The 15552-nt window shown below is 60.1% G+C and carries 14 protein-coding genes and 1 tRNA gene; 9 read left to right on the top strand and 6 right to left on the bottom strand.

Features of this window, described 5'->3' with window-relative positions; all coding sequences use genetic code 11:
• Positions 1-7 precede the first annotated feature (7 nt).
• Positions 8-1357, top strand: coding sequence for a LacI family DNA-binding transcriptional regulator (locus LKK40_RS05360; RefSeq protein WP_304309778.1), 1350 nt, complete (start codon positions 8-10; stop codon positions 1355-1357).
• A gap of 555 nt (positions 1358-1912) precedes the next feature.
• Here the strand turns inward: LKK40_RS05360 and metG are convergent.
• Positions 1913-3799, bottom strand: a complete 1887-nt coding sequence (gene metG, locus LKK40_RS05355; protein ID WP_304309777.1) for a methionine--tRNA ligase — start codon at positions 3797-3799, stop codon at positions 1913-1915.
• 371 nt (positions 3800-4170) lie between these two features.
• On the opposite strand from metG, the gene LKK40_RS05350 reads away from it, so the two are divergent.
• From LKK40_RS05350 to LKK40_RS05340, 3 genes are read left to right on the top strand one after another with little or no spacing between them, the layout of a single operon-like run.
• Positions 4171-4680: a hypothetical protein gene (locus LKK40_RS05350; protein ID WP_304309776.1), complete on the top strand. Its 510-nt coding sequence runs from the start codon at positions 4171-4173 to the stop codon at positions 4678-4680.
• Between the two features lie 36 nt (positions 4681-4716).
• On the top strand, positions 4717-4950 hold the full coding sequence (locus LKK40_RS05345; protein WP_304309775.1) for a hypothetical protein: 234 nt from the start codon (positions 4717-4719) through the stop codon (positions 4948-4950).
• Positions 4947-5147 (top strand): hypothetical protein, encoded by a 201-nt coding sequence (locus tag LKK40_RS05340; protein ID WP_304309774.1) that lies wholly within the window; start codon positions 4947-4949, stop codon positions 5145-5147. The genes LKK40_RS05345 and LKK40_RS05340 overlap by 4 nt, the downstream gene beginning before the upstream one ends.
• A 28-nt stretch (positions 5148-5175) precedes the next feature.
• Here LKK40_RS05340 and rsmI read toward each other — a convergent pair whose 3' ends face one another.
• Entirely contained in the window at positions 5176-6177 is a 1002-nt protein-coding gene (gene rsmI / locus LKK40_RS05335; protein ID WP_304309773.1) for a 16S rRNA (cytidine(1402)-2'-O)-methyltransferase, read from the bottom strand.
• Positions 6178-6322: 145 nt separating this feature from the next.
• On the opposite strand from rsmI, the gene LKK40_RS05330 reads away from it, so the two are divergent.
• Together LKK40_RS05330 and LKK40_RS05325 are read left to right on the top strand one after the other, a co-directional pair.
• Positions 6323-8143, top strand: a complete 1821-nt coding sequence (locus LKK40_RS05330; RefSeq protein ID WP_304309772.1) for a dolichyl-phosphate-mannose--protein mannosyltransferase — start codon at positions 6323-6325, stop codon at positions 8141-8143.
• A 265-nt stretch (positions 8144-8408) separates the two neighbouring features.
• Positions 8409-9095 carry a DedA family protein gene (locus LKK40_RS05325; protein ID WP_304309771.1) on the top strand — a complete coding sequence of 229 codons (687 nt, stop codon included), beginning with the start codon at positions 8409-8411 and terminating at the stop codon, positions 9093-9095.
• Positions 9096-9379: 284 nt separating this feature from the next.
• Here LKK40_RS05325 and LKK40_RS05320 read toward each other — a convergent pair whose 3' ends face one another.
• Positions 9380-9979 carry a hypothetical protein gene (locus tag LKK40_RS05320; protein ID WP_304309770.1) on the bottom strand — a complete coding sequence of 200 codons (600 nt, stop codon included), beginning with the start codon at positions 9977-9979 and terminating at the stop codon, positions 9380-9382.
• Between the two features lie 845 nt (positions 9980-10824).
• On the opposite strand from LKK40_RS05320, the gene LKK40_RS05315 reads away from it, so the two are divergent.
• Positions 10825-10897: transfer RNA gene (locus tag LKK40_RS05315), tRNA-Ala, on the top strand.
• Between the two features lie 270 nt (positions 10898-11167).
• Positions 11168-12325, top strand: coding sequence for a tyrosine-type recombinase/integrase (locus LKK40_RS05310; RefSeq protein ID WP_304309769.1), 1158 nt, complete (start codon positions 11168-11170; stop codon positions 12323-12325).
• Here the strand turns inward: LKK40_RS05310 and LKK40_RS10720 are convergent.
• The 3 genes from LKK40_RS10720 to LKK40_RS05300 all read right to left on the bottom strand — a co-directional run bounded on the left by LKK40_RS10720 (position 12318) and on the right by LKK40_RS05300 (position 14716).
• Positions 12318-12488, bottom strand: a complete 171-nt coding sequence (locus LKK40_RS10720; RefSeq protein ID WP_368491455.1) for a helix-turn-helix domain-containing protein — start codon at positions 12486-12488, stop codon at positions 12318-12320. The two genes, LKK40_RS05310 and LKK40_RS10720, sit on opposite strands and share 8 nt — an antisense overlap.
• An 11-nt stretch (positions 12489-12499) precedes the next feature.
• On the bottom strand, positions 12500-13666 hold the full coding sequence (locus LKK40_RS05305; protein ID WP_304309768.1) for a hypothetical protein: 1167 nt from the start codon (positions 13664-13666) through the stop codon (positions 12500-12502).
• Positions 13667-14437: 771 nt separating this feature from the next.
• A complete protein-coding gene (locus LKK40_RS05300; RefSeq protein ID WP_304309767.1) occupies positions 14438-14716 on the bottom strand; it encodes a helix-turn-helix domain-containing protein in 279 nt (92 codons plus the stop codon).
• 117 nt (positions 14717-14833) lie between these two features.
• Here LKK40_RS05300 and LKK40_RS05295 point away from each other — a divergent pair, with 117 nt between their 5' ends.
• The gene (locus LKK40_RS05295) at positions 14834-15544 is read left to right on the top strand and encodes a hypothetical protein (RefSeq protein WP_304309766.1); all 711 of its coding nucleotides are present in this window, start codon (positions 14834-14836) and stop codon (positions 15542-15544) included.
• Positions 15545-15552 lie beyond the last annotated feature (8 nt).

Genomic DNA, 15552 nt, shown 5'->3' with positions numbered 1-15552 from the left:
GGCTGTCGTGAGCAACAGCAACGTCACCATTCAGGAAATAGCACAGGCGCTCAAGGTGAGCACCGCAACGGTTTCGAGGGCGCTCAACGACAAGCCGGGCGTGGGCAAAGGACTCAAATCGAAGGTCGTGCGCTATGCGAAAGACCACGGCTATGTACCGAACCGCAATGCCGTGTCGATACGCGTCGGCAAATCCTCGATCGTCCTGTTCATCATCCGAGCGCAAGGAGTGGCGGGGATAAACGCCGTGTCGGCAAACGCCTTCGAGCTGACCAGCAGTCTAGGCTTCGAACCGCGCGTGGTCACGATTCCCTACGGAGAGGACTTCGCCGAGGGGCTTCACCGCGCCGAAATCGCCTACAATCCGGCGATCTTCATCTTCTACGGCCCCTGCGAAATCGCCGACAACTCGCAGCTCGAAGCCTTGAGGGCACCCATACTCTTCATTCTCTCCGACGACGCCCCGGCCGGGTATCCGCAAATTGTGAGCGACGACCGCCACGGTGCCAGAGCCATCACGGAATCGCTGATCGGTGCCGGGCACGAATCGATTATGGTGCTCACGGAGCGCAAGACGGACGGAAGCGCCTACTACCACGACCGCATCGAGGGATTCAAGGACGCGCTGGCGGCGCATGGCCTGGGCTTCGACGCGTCTGCACTGATGGCGCTGCCTATCGACTACGGCGACTACATCGACTCGGCCATGGCAACCATCAGAGCGCACGTCATTCCCGCGCTCACCGGCTCGCGCCACCGGCCTTCGGCCATACTCGCATTGAGCGACTACCTCGCGTTCGCTCTGGCCAAAGTGCTTGCAGATGAGGGCATTCGCGTGCCAGATGACATCTCCCTCGCCAGCTTCGGCGGATGGAGCATCACCGAGCTCATGCCCACCTCGATTCAATCCTGGGTGCAGCCCGCGCCTGACATCATCGAGACCACCGCCCAAGCGGTTTCGTATCTGCTTGAGGGCAGGGCCTTCGCCGGCACGATCCCGTTGACTGCTTCGCGACGGTCTGTGGGTGCGGGCGAGGTGGGAGGTGTAGAGGCGAGGGGTACGTTAGGTGCAGCGGACTCGTCTGACGAAACCAGCGGAACGGGACAAACTGGAGGAACCAGCGAAACCGGACAGGTTTCGCGCCCGGCCGAGGCGCGGGCCATCTCACCCACCTGCTTCATGGTTCCCGGCTATCTCAGGCCCGGGCAGTCTGTCCGACGCCTCAACGGCCCAACCCGCATAGACCTGCGCCGCACTAATCAGCCAGTAGCTACGGCATCCTCGGCACCCTTGGCATCATCTGCGCCTTCGACAGCCTCGTTGTTCCCTTATCCTGCATCGCCCTTGAGGCGGTGATACACAGACACTGACGCCGTCCCTCCCCACAACCACGGCTACTGGAACGAATAGGGCATAAGACGTCGAGCAAAGAGAAACCCGGCGGAGGGAAGCCGCCGGGTTCAGAGAAGAGAGAAGAAGGGTTCAATTATGGGGTTTGTTCGGAACCTCACCGGCGACCATCCCGCCGACAACTCTTATATAACCCGACGTTTCTTAGAGGAACGATGGGTGAGTCTCAAAGAATCCTGTGAAACGTGTAACGAACATGTATCGTGCCATTAACCCGAGCCTACTGGCACAAAAAGGCTGCTGAGTTACGGTCAGTGGCGTATTCCTGCCAGTTATATGGACGACTAGCCGCGCCCCCGAGGCATAATGCCCCTTTCGTGACGCAAACCCGCCCCGCACAGTCACAAAAGGGGCAGAGCCCATCTCGTTATGCCCCTTTCGTGACTGTTAGCTCAGCTCAGCGTCACGAAAGGGGCATAGCGTCACGCGGTGCGAACCACAGCGGCCGCTACTCGCCAGCAGCGTCCGCACTGTCAACGTCAGAGCCAGCGTCAGCGGCCACTACTCACCAGCGGCACCAGCACCGCCATCCTCGAGCCTCGCCTTGGCGGCCTCGAAGCGGGCCTTCTTGGCGGCCTCGCGCTCGGCCAGCTCGGCGTCGAAGCGTGCAAGCTCCTCGTCTACGGCCTCCTTGGGGATCTTGGCGAAAATGGGGGCCGGCTTGGGCACCGGCGTGCCCGCCACCAGCGGCTCGCTGACCCACGGATGCACGGTTTCACCCATCACGTAGTCTCCGGTGATAATCGGGTAGTTGAAGCCCGGCTTGTCAAGGTCCTCGACCTCTTCGATGCGCGGCAGCGGCGAGAATGTGCCCTCGCCGCCCAGCGCCTCCCAGACCTTCTGCGCGGAATGCGGCAGGAAGGGCGCGAGCAGATGGTTCGCGTCGGACACGGCCTGCGCGGCCACATGCAGCACGGTCGCCAAGCGCTTCTCGTCGTTCTTGATCTTCCACGGCTCGGTGGCGGAGATGTACTTATTGGTGTCGCCGACCACGCGCATCGCCTCGGACAGCGCATTCTTCTGGCGATGGCGCTCGATCATGCCGCCGACGATGTCAAAGGCGTCGGCGCTCTCCTGCAGGAGCGCACGGTCCTCATCGGTCATCGAATCCTCGTCCAGCTCGGGTATCGCGCCGAAGTTCTTGTTGATGAGATTGGCGACGCGGTTGACCAGGTTGCCCCAGCTCGCGGCCAGCTCCTCGTTGTTGTGCCGGACGAATTCGGACCAAGTGAAGTCGGAGTCGGAGCTTTCCGGGCCGGCCACCGAAATGTAGTAGCGCACGGCGTCAACCGGGTAGCGGGCGAGGATGTCCTTGACGTAGATGACGATGCCGCGCGAGGAGCTGAACTTCTTGCCCTCCATCGTCATGAACTCGGAGGCCACGACCTGCTCGGGCAGATTGAGCGGGCCGAGTTCGCCGACCTCGCCATCCTTCGAGCCCTGCCCGTTGTAGGCGAGCATCTCGGAGGGCCAGATCTGCGAGTGGAAGGTGATGTTGTCCTTGCCCATGAAGTAGTAGGCCGGCGTCGAGGAATCGTTCCACCAGGCGCGCCATGCCTGCGGGTCGCCCTGCCGCCGCGCCCATTCGATGGAGGCCGACAAGTAGCCAATCACCGCGTCGAACCAGACGTAGAGCTTCTTATTCGGGTTGTCGATCCAGCCCTCGACCGGAATGGGGATGCCCCAGTCGATGTCGCGCGTGATGGCGCGGGGGCGCACCTCTTTGAACAGGCCGAGCGAGAAGTTGATGACGTTCGTGCGCCAGCCTTCGCGCGTCTTGAGCCAGGCGAGATTCGCCTCGGCGAGCGCGGGCAGGTCGAGGAAGAAGTGCTCGGTCTCCTCGAAGCGCGGCGTTTCGCCGTTGATCTTCGAAACCGGGTTGATCAGCTCGTCGGGGTCAAGCTCGTTGCCGCAGTTGTCGCACTGGTCGCCGCGTGCACCATCCGCGCCGCAGATCGGGCAGGTGCCTTCGATATAGCGGTCGGGCAGCGTGCGGCCGGTCGACGGGGAGATCGCGACCTTCTGCGTGCCCTTGTAGATGTAGCCGTTGCTCAGGCACTGCTTGAACATCTCCTGCACGACGTGCTCGTGGTTGCCGGTCGTAGTGCGGGTGAACAGGTCGTAGCTCAGCCCCAAGTCGCACAGATCCTTGGCGATGACGCGGTTGTAGCGGTCGGCAAGCTGCTGCGCGCTGACGCCCTCGTTCTCGGCCTCGACCAGAATCGGGGTGCCGTGCTCGTCGGTGCCCGACACCATCAGCACGTCGTTGCCCTTCATGCGCTCATAGCGCGCGTAAACGTCCGAAGGCACGCCGAAGCCAGCGACGTGGCCGATATGACGGGGGCCGTTGGCGTACGGCCAGGCGACATTCACCATAATATGACTCATAATGCACGATTATCTGGCCCAGCGGGGACAGCCGCGCCTTTCCCTTGGTTGCCCCAGACTTATATACGGACTTATGCACATCGGAAGGGTGCCTTTGGGGAGTTATCCACATATTCACATTATTGCGGCTCGGGCGCATGGGCCGCATGTGGCGCTGTTACCGTCGCCTCATGATATACGCAACGATTTCACCCGCGAAGACAGCACGCACAGCCCTGTTCTCTGTTGCCTTGTCCCCTGCCGCACTGCCCTCTGCCGCAGCCCCGTCAACGGCAGCGACAGCCGTGTCGCGCGCGCCGTCTTACGCACCGCCAAACATGCCATCCCATGCGCCGCCTACGGTTTTGAAGGCTCGGGATCTCCCCGGACCGATGATTCTGCATCGTCTCGCGTTCGTCGGGGCCGTGCGCAAGCTCGACAACGCCAACGCCTACCGGACTGAAGACGCCAACACGCTCTACGGTCGCGGCGCCATCATCCACTCGGTCGCGCCCTACGGCACGGTCTGCTGCGCTGTGACCGCCGCATGGGTGTGGCTGGGCGGCGAGTTCCCCAAAACCATCGACATCGTCTCGACATCGCATTTCCGTACGCTGACCTATGGTCGCAAAATCCGCGTGTTCAACCGCAATGCGCCGCAGGAGCATCTCACCTCGATAGGCGATCTGCACATCACCACGCCGCAGCGCACCGCATGCGATATCGCACTGCTCAGCGAGGAGGAGGCAGGCGAGATCTACGCCAACGAGACGGTCTGCGCACTGATGGAAACCTACGGATTCCGCCCCACGGACTGCCTGGATATCCTAGCGGCCAACCGCTTCTGGCAGAACTCACCCCGCGCGAAGCAGTTCTTCCGCATCATCGAGCATTGCTTCTGAACGTGGCCTTGGGCAACGAAAGCGCATCAATGATTCATGGAAGAACGCGAAGCCGACGACGCTTGCATTCGCTATTGGGCAGCGCTGGCGCAGCAGCCGCAACCGCGCCACGCCGTCTCGGGCGGCTTGGACGGCTTGGAAGCGATGCGGCTCACAGCACCAGGGCTGGGGGCGGGGGCGCAGCCAGCACAATCCGCACGACTCGCGCAGCCGCTGCCGGTTCCGCTGCCGCAAGCCGCTACGTCCCTCCGCCTCCGCCACTTGCCTTGACGCCGTTACTCGCATGCGAAACAGCAGACGCGGAGATCCTATGGCACATCGCGCGCGAAGCCCCCGAATTGCGCCGCTGGCTCGTAGCCAACCCCCACGCCGACGCGCTGCTGCTCGAATACGTGGCGCAATCCGGCGGCCCAGGAGTCAACGAGGCCTTCGAGGTGTTCTTCGAATCGGCGGAACACAAGGAGTAGCGCTCAACCGATTGAACGGCCTCGTCTATTACTCACTATCCCGCAGCGCCAGCACGGCCGCGTAGACCTCTTTGCGACTCGCCAGCGAACCGTCCGGCAGCGGATGCTCAGCGACGACCTTGGCGATGGCGTCCTTGACGCGAATGCGCTGGGATTGCGAGCGTTCAGCGGCCAGAGCCGCTAATGCATCGATGCTGAGCACGTCGGGAGACTCCTGCGCGGCCGTCTCGTCATCTGCCCCGCCGATGACGAGCACAATCTCCCCGCGCGGCGGGTTGTCGATGACGCCCTGATGAATCTCTGTGATGCTGCCGCGGCGAATTTCCTCGTAGTCCTTGGTGAGCTCACGGCACAGCGCCATCGGCCGGTCAGGACCGAAAGCGGCCAGCAGATCGTCCATCGTCTCGGCGATGCGATGCAGGGTTTCGTAGAACACAATGGTACGCCGTTCGGCACGCAGCATACGCAGGCGCTGCATGCGTTCGGCGTGCTTGCGCGGCACGAATCCCTCGTAGCAGAAGCGGTCCGTGGACAGGCCGGACAAGGCGAGCGCATCGAGCACCGCGCTCGGGCCGGGAGCGCAGGTCACCGGAATGCCGCGCTCGATGGCGCGTCGGACGATAGCTAGCCCGGGGTCGTTGATGGTCGGCATGCCTGCATCGGACACCACCAGCACGCTCGCGCCTTCGGCCACCTGATCGAGCAGCCCGTCGGCCTTGTTGCGCTCATTGTGGTCGTGATAGGCGATGACCTTGCCGCCCACATGCACGCCCAGGCGGTTGGCCAGATCGTACAGCCGCCTTGTGTCCTCCGCCGCGACGATGTCGGCGCTTTCCAGCAGCGCGACCAGCCGCGCAGAGGCGTCGGCCATATTGCCGATTGGCGTCGCGGCGAGGATGACAGTGCCGGAGGGAATCGGCACGGCTTTTTCTGGACGCTGCCCGGTCTGCGGCTGTGGGCTGTTCGCTTGCGCTGGCCTATCCGCCACCGACACCGCGGCCTGCGCAGATTGCATATCTTCCGTTTCCATGCTTTCCAGTATCGCGCACCACGCCCACAAAGTGCATCCACAACGCGCATTCACAACATGCGCCCATCGCCTATGCATCACGCTACAACCGGGATAATGTGGTAGACAGAACGAGTTGAGCTGTGCGAGCCGAGAAAGGGGAACCATGCCATTATTCACCCGTGCCAGCAGCATATCCAGCCGGGCATCATCGGCCGCCGACCCGTCTGCGGATTACCGGAACAGCGCTCAGACGCAGCCAGCTCAGGGCCAAGCGCGTTCTAAAGAGCGTTCCGATTCCGATTCGTCGCGCTTCCATATATCCGCCACTGACGAGTCCCGCTCCGTGCCGTCTACTCCATCCACATCCGTACCCACGTCCACGCCCACGCCCACACCCACACCCACGCCCACGCCCAACCGGCTTATCACCTGGCTGCTCACGCTGCTCGTGGCGGCATTCGGCGGTCTGCTGCGCTTTGTGCGACTCGGCGACCCGCGCGAAATCGTGTTCGACGAGACCTACTACGTCAAGGACGCGTGGACAGCGCTGTTGACCGGCGAGCCGCGCGACTGGCCGAAAACCACGGTTATCGACGGCATCAAGCAGCCCATTGACACGGCGTTCGCCTCCGGGCATGTGGGCGGCTGGCTGGATACGGCCGAATACGTCGTCCATCCGCCAGTAGGCAAATGGCTGATTGCATTGGGCCTCAAGCTTTTCGGCGGGGCGACGAACATCTTTGCCTGGCGCGTCAGCGTCGCCGTGGCCGGCACCGTGGCAATTATATTGATGATTCGCGTGGCGCTGCGGCTCTTCCGCAACGTGCCGATTGCCCTGATTGCCGGGCTGCTGATGTCGCTCGACGGCGTCGGCATCGTCATGAGCCGCACCGGTCTGCTCGACAACTTCATCATGGTGTTCGCGCTCGGTGCCTTCAGTCTGCTGCCCATTCACCGCGACTGGGCGCGCGAGAAACTGCGCAAGCAATATGCGCTCGACTCGCGCTCCCGTTCCGCCACATGGATTCCCAGCACTTCGCGGCGCGGCAAGCCCTTCGTGCTCAACGCGCGCGGGCCGTTCATCGCATTGTCATGGTGGCGGGTGGGCGCTGCGATTCTGCTCGGCCTGGCAACCGGCGTGAAGTGGTCCGGCATCTACCTGTTCGCCGCATTCGCCGTCATCAGCGTGGCCTGGGATGCGTGGGAGCGTCATCAGGCCGGATATCGCGGCTGGCTGGCCACCGGACTGGTCAAAGACGCCCTGCCGAGCGCCGCGTATATGGTGCCGCTGTGGGCGGGGACGTACTTGGCCGGCTGGCTAGGCTGGTTCATCCACCGCGATTCGTACATGCGCGACTGGGCCGCCGCCAACCCCGGCGAAGGCGTCACATGGCTGCCGAGCGTACTGCGGTCCTTTGTGCAATACCATGTGCAGATGTGGCAGTTCCACACCACGCTGGACGCGCCGCACCCGTACAAGGCCAACCCGCTGACCTGGCCCCTGCAGATTCGCCCGACGAGCTTCTACTGGACCAAGCTGCACGGCCACCCGGGCCTATGCTCGCTGTCGCCGGATTCGCAATGCGTTTCAGCCGTGACCTCGCTAGGCAATCCGCTGATCTGGTGGCTGGGATCGCTCTGCGTCATCGTCGGCATCATCATTGCCGTGAGGCGGCGCGGCGACTGGAAGATATGGGCCGTTCTCGTCGGCTTCCTCGGCGGCTGGCTGCCTTGGGCGCAGTACCTGCACCGCACCACCTTCACCTTCTATTCCATCGTCATCCTGCCCTGGATCGTGCTCGCGATCTGCTACGTGGCCGACTGGTATCGGCAGCGCGTCTCGGTGCGCGTCTGGCGGCTCACCGTAGGCATCGTGCTGGGGCTAATCGCGCTGGTATCGCTGTTCTTCTACCCAATCTGGACCGCGATGCCCGTGCCCTACGAGTTCTGGCTGAGTCATATGTGGCTGAAATCTTGGATTTAAGCCACATATGACTCCTTCGCAGCCTTAGCGGCTGCTCACTTCGCCTACGGACAGTCCACAGGACTGTCCGTTTAACGGCTCAGCATATGTGGTTCAGATCGTGGATCTGATTACTTCGGCCCCTTAGTGGGGCCTCAGCCTCGCCTACGGATAGCACACCGTGCTATCCGCTTAACGGCTCGGCCTAGCAACTGCCCATCGCAGGGCCGCGGTGGGTCGTGGTGTAAGGTGGACACGCATTGAGACCGTATACGACAGGATTTTCATGGGCTTCGTTCATTTCCTCATCGAGCTGCTGAAGGACCCCCGCACCATCATCGCGGGCTGGATCACGATGGGCGTGGCGCCGACGCTGGGATTCATCTTCCTCATCGTGTTCATCGAGACCGGCGTTGTCTTCTTCCCGTTCCTGCCGGGCGACTCGCTGCTCTTCGCAGCCGGATTCTTCGCGGCACCCGACGCAGCCACCGGCAAGCCGGGCGCGCTACCAATCGTGGCGCTGCTGCCAGTCGTATGGATCGCGCCAATCGTCGGCGACCAGTGCAACTACTTCATCGGCCACTTCTTCGGCAGGCGCATCATCGCATCAGGCAAAGTCAAGGCGCTCACGCCCGAGCGGATGGACAAAACCGAAGCCATGATCGAAAAATGGGGGCCGCTCGCAGTCTTCATCGGCCGCTTCTTCCCCTTCATCAGGACGTTCATGCCTTTCATCTCGGGCATTTCGGGTATGCGGTGGGCGCGATTCACGCCGTTCTCGATGCTCGGCGGACTGACCTGGGCCACCCTGTTCACCCTGCTCGGCTACTTCTTCGGCGGCATCAAAGCCGTGCAGGACCACTTCGAGCTGGTCATCGTCGCCATCCTGCTCATCTCCATCCTCCCCACCGTCATCGGCTTGCTCAAAGCCAAGTTCGGCACAAAAAAGCAGCCCGCGCGGCATGGCAAATAATGGTAAATAGCCTACTCGGCCAATAGGGCCAGCGCCGTCCGAAGCCAGCACCTGTATGACTGCCTCTCAGCGTACGTTTTCCGTCACCTTCCCCAACCTCGTATTGGAAAACGTACACTGAGTAGGAGTTATCGTACGTTTTCCAATACGGACCCGATGAACGTGCTAGAAAACGTACGCTACGGTGCGAGTGGCAGTGCGGGTCTGCCTAGGGTCAGCATCAACGCCAGCACAAACGCTAGCACCGGCACCCGGCACCCCCGGCACCCGCGCCAAACTCCTTCTCACCACGCCCTTTGAGTGATGCGCGGAATCCCTGCATTCTGCAGCTTGCGCACAAGATCTAAACCTTGCGCAACCTCTGAATAGTTCACTCGGATGATCGTGGTCACCCCCGCGCGTCTCAACGCGTCTTCGCGGCGACGCTCTTCGAATACAACCCTTTCAACACCTCGCCCACGGGTCATTTGCGGGTCGGCGTACTTCGCGGCCCCGTCGAACTCAAGAACGATTACACGGCCATCAGCCAGTCGCCATAGAAAATCGACCCTATAACAGCCTCCGTCATATGGGTCAACGAGTGTCTCCTGCAATAGCGGTATCGCAAAACCATATTCGATGATGATGGCCCGGCATAACGATTCGCCGCCATTCTCGCTCAGCGCGTTGGCATAATGCAAAAGTCGCAGCACGCTGCCGACATCGATATGCATGGCATCGCATATCTCCAATATCTCCAGCTTCGTCGTCATTCTTTTTCGCAACGCAGAGTCGAATATGGGCAGCACATAGATAAACGGATATGCTATCGCGCAAGTGACAAGGGTCTGCGCCGGAGTCGTCACACGCAATCCTGCGTACGCGCGGACTTTCAGATCATGCACATGAAAATACTGCAATCGTGACTCACGGCGCGTCGGCCCGGACGTCGCTATGTGCACAAGTCCATACCTATCATCGTGCAAGGCCCACGGATGATCGAATCCCAAGGCAGCAGCGGCGCTCAGCCCAGCAAACACCCATCGCGGATGCAATTGCGATAGGCCCACGACGAGATGGCAGGTGCGCTCTTCCGGATTCAGCCCTTCCCAATATCCGCTTCGCGCATACATGTTGGGATATGGGCTGGCTAGCTCGTTCGAAAGCACACGTCTGTGCAGCGCCCTGCGCTGGGCATCACTGCTGCCATAGCAGCAACGCCTCTCGGCTTCGGCCTGCGATATCAAAGCATTGACTTCCTTGTGAATCTTCATGCTTTCACGCTAAAGGCGCGAGCACACGCCAGGCAAGCGGAAACGACCTATGTGGTCGAAGGCTTGATGGTTCGGCGTGTCGCGTTGTGGGACAAGGGTTTGCTGCCGGCGCATACTATGTGGCGACGCTGAGAATCTGCTCCGACACCGAGCCCTGAGGCCTCAGGGCTCGGTGTCGGAGCTGCGGCAGACACAGGCCTCCTCACCGTACGTTTTCCGTCACCTTCCTTAACCTCGTATTGGAAAACGTACGCTGAGTCGGAGTTATCGTACGTTTTCCAATACGGACCTGCTGAACGTGCTAGAAAACGTACGCCGACACGCAAAAGCAGGCCGCGGACACGCTTTACCGGTTTTGCTGGTCCGAGTTACGTCAATACGTAATGCTGCCACAAGGCTCAGCAACATGGTGACACCATGAATTGCGCTTGGGCAGAGGTTGTACTACAGTATCGAGAGTTGCCCGCGAGGGCAATGGGGCTGTAGCTCAGTTGGTAGAGCGCTTCGTTCGCATCGAAGAGGTCGTGGTTTCGATTACCATCAGCTCCACGGACAGGGTTTTCGGAGCACTCCGAAAACCCTTTTTTCATGCTGAAAACGGCGGAATAGTGCCGTTCTCGAACGCTTCGACCCAATGTCGATAACACGCACAATACAGCAGTTTCATGTGGCTATAGGGGTTTAAATAGGGGTACTCCCCACAGTACATTAAGAAGTATGACACGCACAGCAGGAGTCTTTGGGTCTATTCGAAAGCTCAAGACTGGACGATGGAGGGTTCAATATCCCAATCCCCTCAAACCGGGAGGCGTCCCGCGCGTGGAGCGCACATTCAGATACAAGGCCGACGCATCAACTTGGCTCGACGCCGAAGAAGTGCTCGTCCGAGACCACTGGGCCGGACGCAGCACATGGAAGCCTTGGCAAGAGCGAGAAAAAGAGCGCAAAGCCAAGCTCTTAGCTGCATCAACCACACTTGAAAAATACGCCGAGCAAAAGTACCAGCACTTCCGCAAGCAAGACGGCAGCGAACCCACTGAAAGCTATAAACGAAAGCTGCGGGAGTATCTCAGCCATCTCAGCGAGGCCCCGTTCTGGACTGAGCCACTGGGGAACATTACGCCCGAAAAAGTGACCGACTGGAAGAACAATAACAATCTGGCTCCAACTCCACGGCTCCGCGCATGGCAAGAACTCAAAAAGCTTATGAAGCAAGCGGAAGACGAGGGCCTAATTACGAAAAGTCCTGTTGTAGGGCACGCCCCCAAAATACCGCCCAGTCAGCAGGCGAAAATACCACCCGCGACAGCGGAGGAATTGCAGGCCATCTATACTGCGTTGCCTGAATACGATCGAATTGCTGTATACATCGCGAGCATCTTTGATCTACGCATCAGCGAGGTGCTGGCGCTGCAAGTTCAAGACATCGACTTGAATCGCGGCATTCTGCACGTCCGGCATGGGCTGGGCCGCGGAGCGGGTGACAAGGGATACCTGCGTCTGAAAAGAACCAAGACAGCAAGCAGCACCGCCGACCAGCCGATTCCAGAAGCGATGATTTCCCTTCTCAAGGCTCAGATAGCAGGCAAGCCCCCAGACTCACCACTTATCGTGTCTCCTCGAACTGGGGGCATACTCTCGGACAAGGCCTTGCGCGCTCAATTCGAGAAGGCGCGGATACACGCAAGACGACCAGACTTACACTTCCATACTCTCCGAAAGACCGCCATCACGGCCGCAGCAGCTAGCGGTGCAACGCTATCGGAGACCATGCGCTACGGGCGGCACAGCGATGCAAAAACAAGCATCATCCGATATCAAGATGCAGGTGGCGAGGCGAGGCAGCGGGCAATCGCCGAAAATGTAGCCTCACAGCTCCTGCCCCAGAAACGCACACGCGAAGTCGTGGAACAGGAGCTTGCAGAGACAAAGAAGCGGCTTCTTCAACTTGAAAAGGAGCTGAAGGCGTTTAGTTAAGAACCCGCATGAGATTTTCCAAACTCTCGGCTAGTATCCTCGTGCTACGCGGAGTCGGTCGGCTATACTTCAGTCTCCCCTGCCTGCAAAGTCTCATTATGGTATCTCGGCTCAACCCGGTTATTTCAGTCGCCTCGCGCACACTGAACCAGCGGCGAGTCATCGGTACGCCGCTCATCGCGCACCGCCCAACAGCTTGGCGGTTGAGGACTTATCTAGCGTCTCCTCTGCTGTAGTTTCGAACACCTCAGCGACCTCGCTGACATCCAGAAGGCAGTTGCCATCGGCAATCAGTTTGCGCATCAGTGTCGTACGAGCATCGGGGGGAATAGATACCCTTCGCGATATCAGCGGTTCCATGGACTGCGCCGGCAGGGCGGAAGAAACCACCACGACCTTATCCCACATGGCCCAAAAGCCGTGACCCCGACCCTGAGGAACCTGCATCGGTGAACCCGACATGAGGCGGTACACCATACCGACAGTGGTCGAGTCGCATCGAGGAGCTACCACCAGAACTGTCGCAGTGTCCGGAGTGATGTGTGGCTGAGTGATTAGAGAGGGATCCCATTCACCCCAAGAAGCCTCGCACTCATCAAGCCAATCACGTACCGCTGATTCCACAACCTCAACCGGAATCGCACCGCCAGAGGGAGAGGGAGCAGGCATGACCCAAGCCACCGTTACTTCCCGCTTATGTGGGCGACGGGCTGCACGTGCCGCCAGCAGATGCCCCAGCTGCCACTCGAAGTCCTTCGCATACAGCGAGAGCACCGGGTCGTTCCAGATGTCGTCCCATGTCTTGCCCTCGTCTACGGCTTTTTGCAGTTCGAGCCAGCGCAGATCGCGCTTGGATAGTTTGGACGGGTCGTCGTCCTTCTCGTCTTTGCCGCCTTGGCGCGGGTTCGTCACCAGCGGCTCGCCGCCATACACGGGTTCGACCACAGTCTCGCCTTTGCCTGCGAACCTGCCCCGCTTGTGCAAATAGTCCTCGATGTCTTCCATCGAGCCTTTTGCAACCTCGATATCCGCCTTCGGGAAGAGGCGGTACACTGTCTCGGTCTTGCCCCCGTTGCGGCCGGTGAATGAGAGCGCGAGGTGGATGTGGTCGGTGCCGTTCTCGCCGCGCTCGTAGCACGCGGCGACGCCGCGCGACTTGCCCAAGCAGTGATCGATGGCCCACTGCACAATCTCCTCCGGCGTTTTGCCCATGCACTCGGGAATGTTCTTGGCGGGGTTGTTTTGCGTGACGAACCACGTATGCACCCGTTGGCCGGGGCGCAGTCCCTGCTTGCGCTCGATGTCCTTCACTGCTGCTTCGGTCTTGTCAGCCATGTTCATGTCTGTCTTCCTGCAAGACGCGCACTCGGCGTCCATACGCCGGAGAGCTATGCGGTCTGCAGTGGGTTACATGCGTCAGCGGAGAGCGCGTCAAGGGCCTCGTGGATAGGCTTAGAATCGTTGGAATTCCGCCAGTTCTGAAGCATTCAGGGAGGAAATGGCCCAGCAAGCGGCTCCAGACTGCCGCGTGTAAGTCTTGTGAAGATTTCTTGTGAAGCAGATGCGTCACTTTTTAAGAATCACTTCTCAGGCAGGCTCAAAACGTTGGAATTCCGCCAATGCGGAGAGGTAAAGTGAAAAGTGACGAAAATGCGGGGTAATATCTCGCCTCCCGTGCCGGGAGCCGCCCCCGCATTTTCAAAACGCCAGAAGGCACGACCTGAAGGCAGTGCCCCGACCATATGCAACCCTTGCGGGGCAGATTTCAAGTCCAAGCAGAATCACGCACACGGGGATGCCGTTGGGTTTCCGTTGGAGGCTCCGAAAAAGAGAGCACCTTCCCAACGAGAACCCAACGGGCGCGGCTACGCCGCGAATCGGCTTCGCCGACTGTCGACGATTGCACCGCACGCGCAGAGTCCGAGCACGAAAAAAGGCCCTCGCACTATGTGCGAGGGCCTTCATCTCAAACGAGAAAGCGTGGGGGCGATTAAGCGGTCCCAACCAATGCTGTCAACGTCGCCATGCCCGTGGTCAGGGCTATCGTCACAAAACAATATTCCTGCAAAGCCGCTAAAATGCTTGCGCGCCTGTATATAGGCGCGCAAGCGGCTAACGTGCCCTCAAGTCGGGCCAAGGAGATGGCAGCAGGTCATCCAGCCCGACGCCGAGCACCTGCGCAATCGCCATGATGTTGCGAAGACTCGGGTTCGCCGGGGTGCCCGGCATCGACTCGCCCTTCTCGAACTTCTGGAACGTGTACCTCGACAGGTCGGCAGCATAGGCGACCTGCTCTTGACTCATGCTCTTCTCGATGCGCTTGCGCTGGATGTTCAGACCAAGCTGCTTCGCGTATTCCGTCCATGATCCTGAAGGTGTCTTGCGTGGCATGGCTTCAAGCTATGAAAATTGTTACTCGAATATGGCCTCCTATATATGGCAATCGGAGTATTGTTTTTGAGGGGACTTTAAGTTTTCCCTCAGCAAAATCAAAGAGAAAGAATAATCATGGGACTTATCAAAAGCTTCGCGACCGGATACGTGGTCGGCAGCGCACTGCTGGATCCGCGTCGCTTCAGCCGTCGCATTCTGTCGGCAATCGGATTTGTAATCTACACGGCCTTCCTTTTCGCAGCGTTCGCGAACAAGAGCATCGGGATGGGCGGCGTGCTATTCAGCGTGGTACTGTTCGGCTTCCTCGATCTGGTCTGCGTCTCCAAGTTCGCCACGCTCCAACCACTGTCGATATTCAAGTGGCCCTCCTATGCTATTGCCTCGTTCTCTCGCGACGCTGTAGCGAAGTACTGGATAATTGCGATGGCGGCGATAGGAGTCATAGCCATCGCAATGTCCGGAAAAAGTTCATGGTACGTATTCGCGGCGCTGTTCCTTGTGGCAGTCATCGGTACAGGAGTGCAGGTGACGAAGATGCCGAACAAGGACTTGCAGCAAGTATATGGGCTTCAGGCTGCCGTAGCGCAGATGTTCGGTGCAGCTCCCGACAGCGTGGACATAGCGAACACAGGCACGTTCGCAAAGCCCCAATATTCCTGCCGATTCCCTGTGGTCGTATCCGCTGAAGACCAAGCATCCTTCGCGCATAACTTCGAGCAACTAGTTCAAGGCTTCTCCGTGGCAAGCTGCACGAGCACCGGTGCCGTATTCGTACCGTCGATTCCACAGACAGCAGACGACGCAACGCAGCCGTCGACTCATTAGGCAGGAGG

Origin of the sequence: Bifidobacterium tibiigranuli (assembly GCF_022655035.1) — a bacterium.
Lineage (GTDB): Bacteria > Actinomycetota > Actinomycetes > Actinomycetales > Bifidobacteriaceae > Bifidobacterium > Bifidobacterium tibiigranuli_A.
The sequence above is the reverse complement of the archived record's forward strand: the minus strand, read 5'-3'. Positions and strand labels throughout refer to the sequence as shown.

Bases quoted from the DNA above. Each gene is read 5' to 3' on its own strand.
- LKK40_RS05300 (WP_304309767.1), bottom strand. From the start codon at position 14,716: ATGCCACGCAAGACACCTTCAGGATCATGGACGGAATACGCGAAGCAG.
- LKK40_RS05325 (WP_304309771.1), top strand. From the start codon at position 8,409: ATGGGCTTCGTTCATTTCCTCATCGAGCTGCTGAAGGACCCCCGCACC.
- LKK40_RS05330 (WP_304309772.1), top strand. From the start codon at position 6,323: ATGCCATTATTCACCCGTGCCAGCAGCATATCCAGCCGGGCATCATCG.
- LKK40_RS05345 (WP_304309775.1), top strand. From the start codon at position 4,717: ATGGAAGAACGCGAAGCCGACGACGCTTGCATTCGCTATTGGGCAGCG.
- LKK40_RS05305 (WP_304309768.1), bottom strand. From the start codon at position 13,666: ATGAACATGGCTGACAAGACCGAAGCAGCAGTGAAGGACATCGAGCGC.
- LKK40_RS05350 (WP_304309776.1), top strand. From the start codon at position 4,171: ATGATTCTGCATCGTCTCGCGTTCGTCGGGGCCGTGCGCAAGCTCGAC.
- LKK40_RS10720 (WP_368491455.1), bottom strand. From the start codon at position 12,488: ATGACTCGCCGCTGGTTCAGTGTGCGCGAGGCGACTGAAATAACCGGG.
- LKK40_RS05295 (WP_304309766.1), top strand. From the start codon at position 14,834: ATGGGACTTATCAAAAGCTTCGCGACCGGATACGTGGTCGGCAGCGCA.
- rsmI (WP_304309773.1), bottom strand. From the start codon at position 6,177: ATGGAAACGGAAGATATGCAATCTGCGCAGGCCGCGGTGTCGGTGGCG.
- metG (WP_304309777.1), bottom strand. From the start codon at position 3,799: ATGAGTCATATTATGGTGAATGTCGCCTGGCCGTACGCCAACGGCCCC.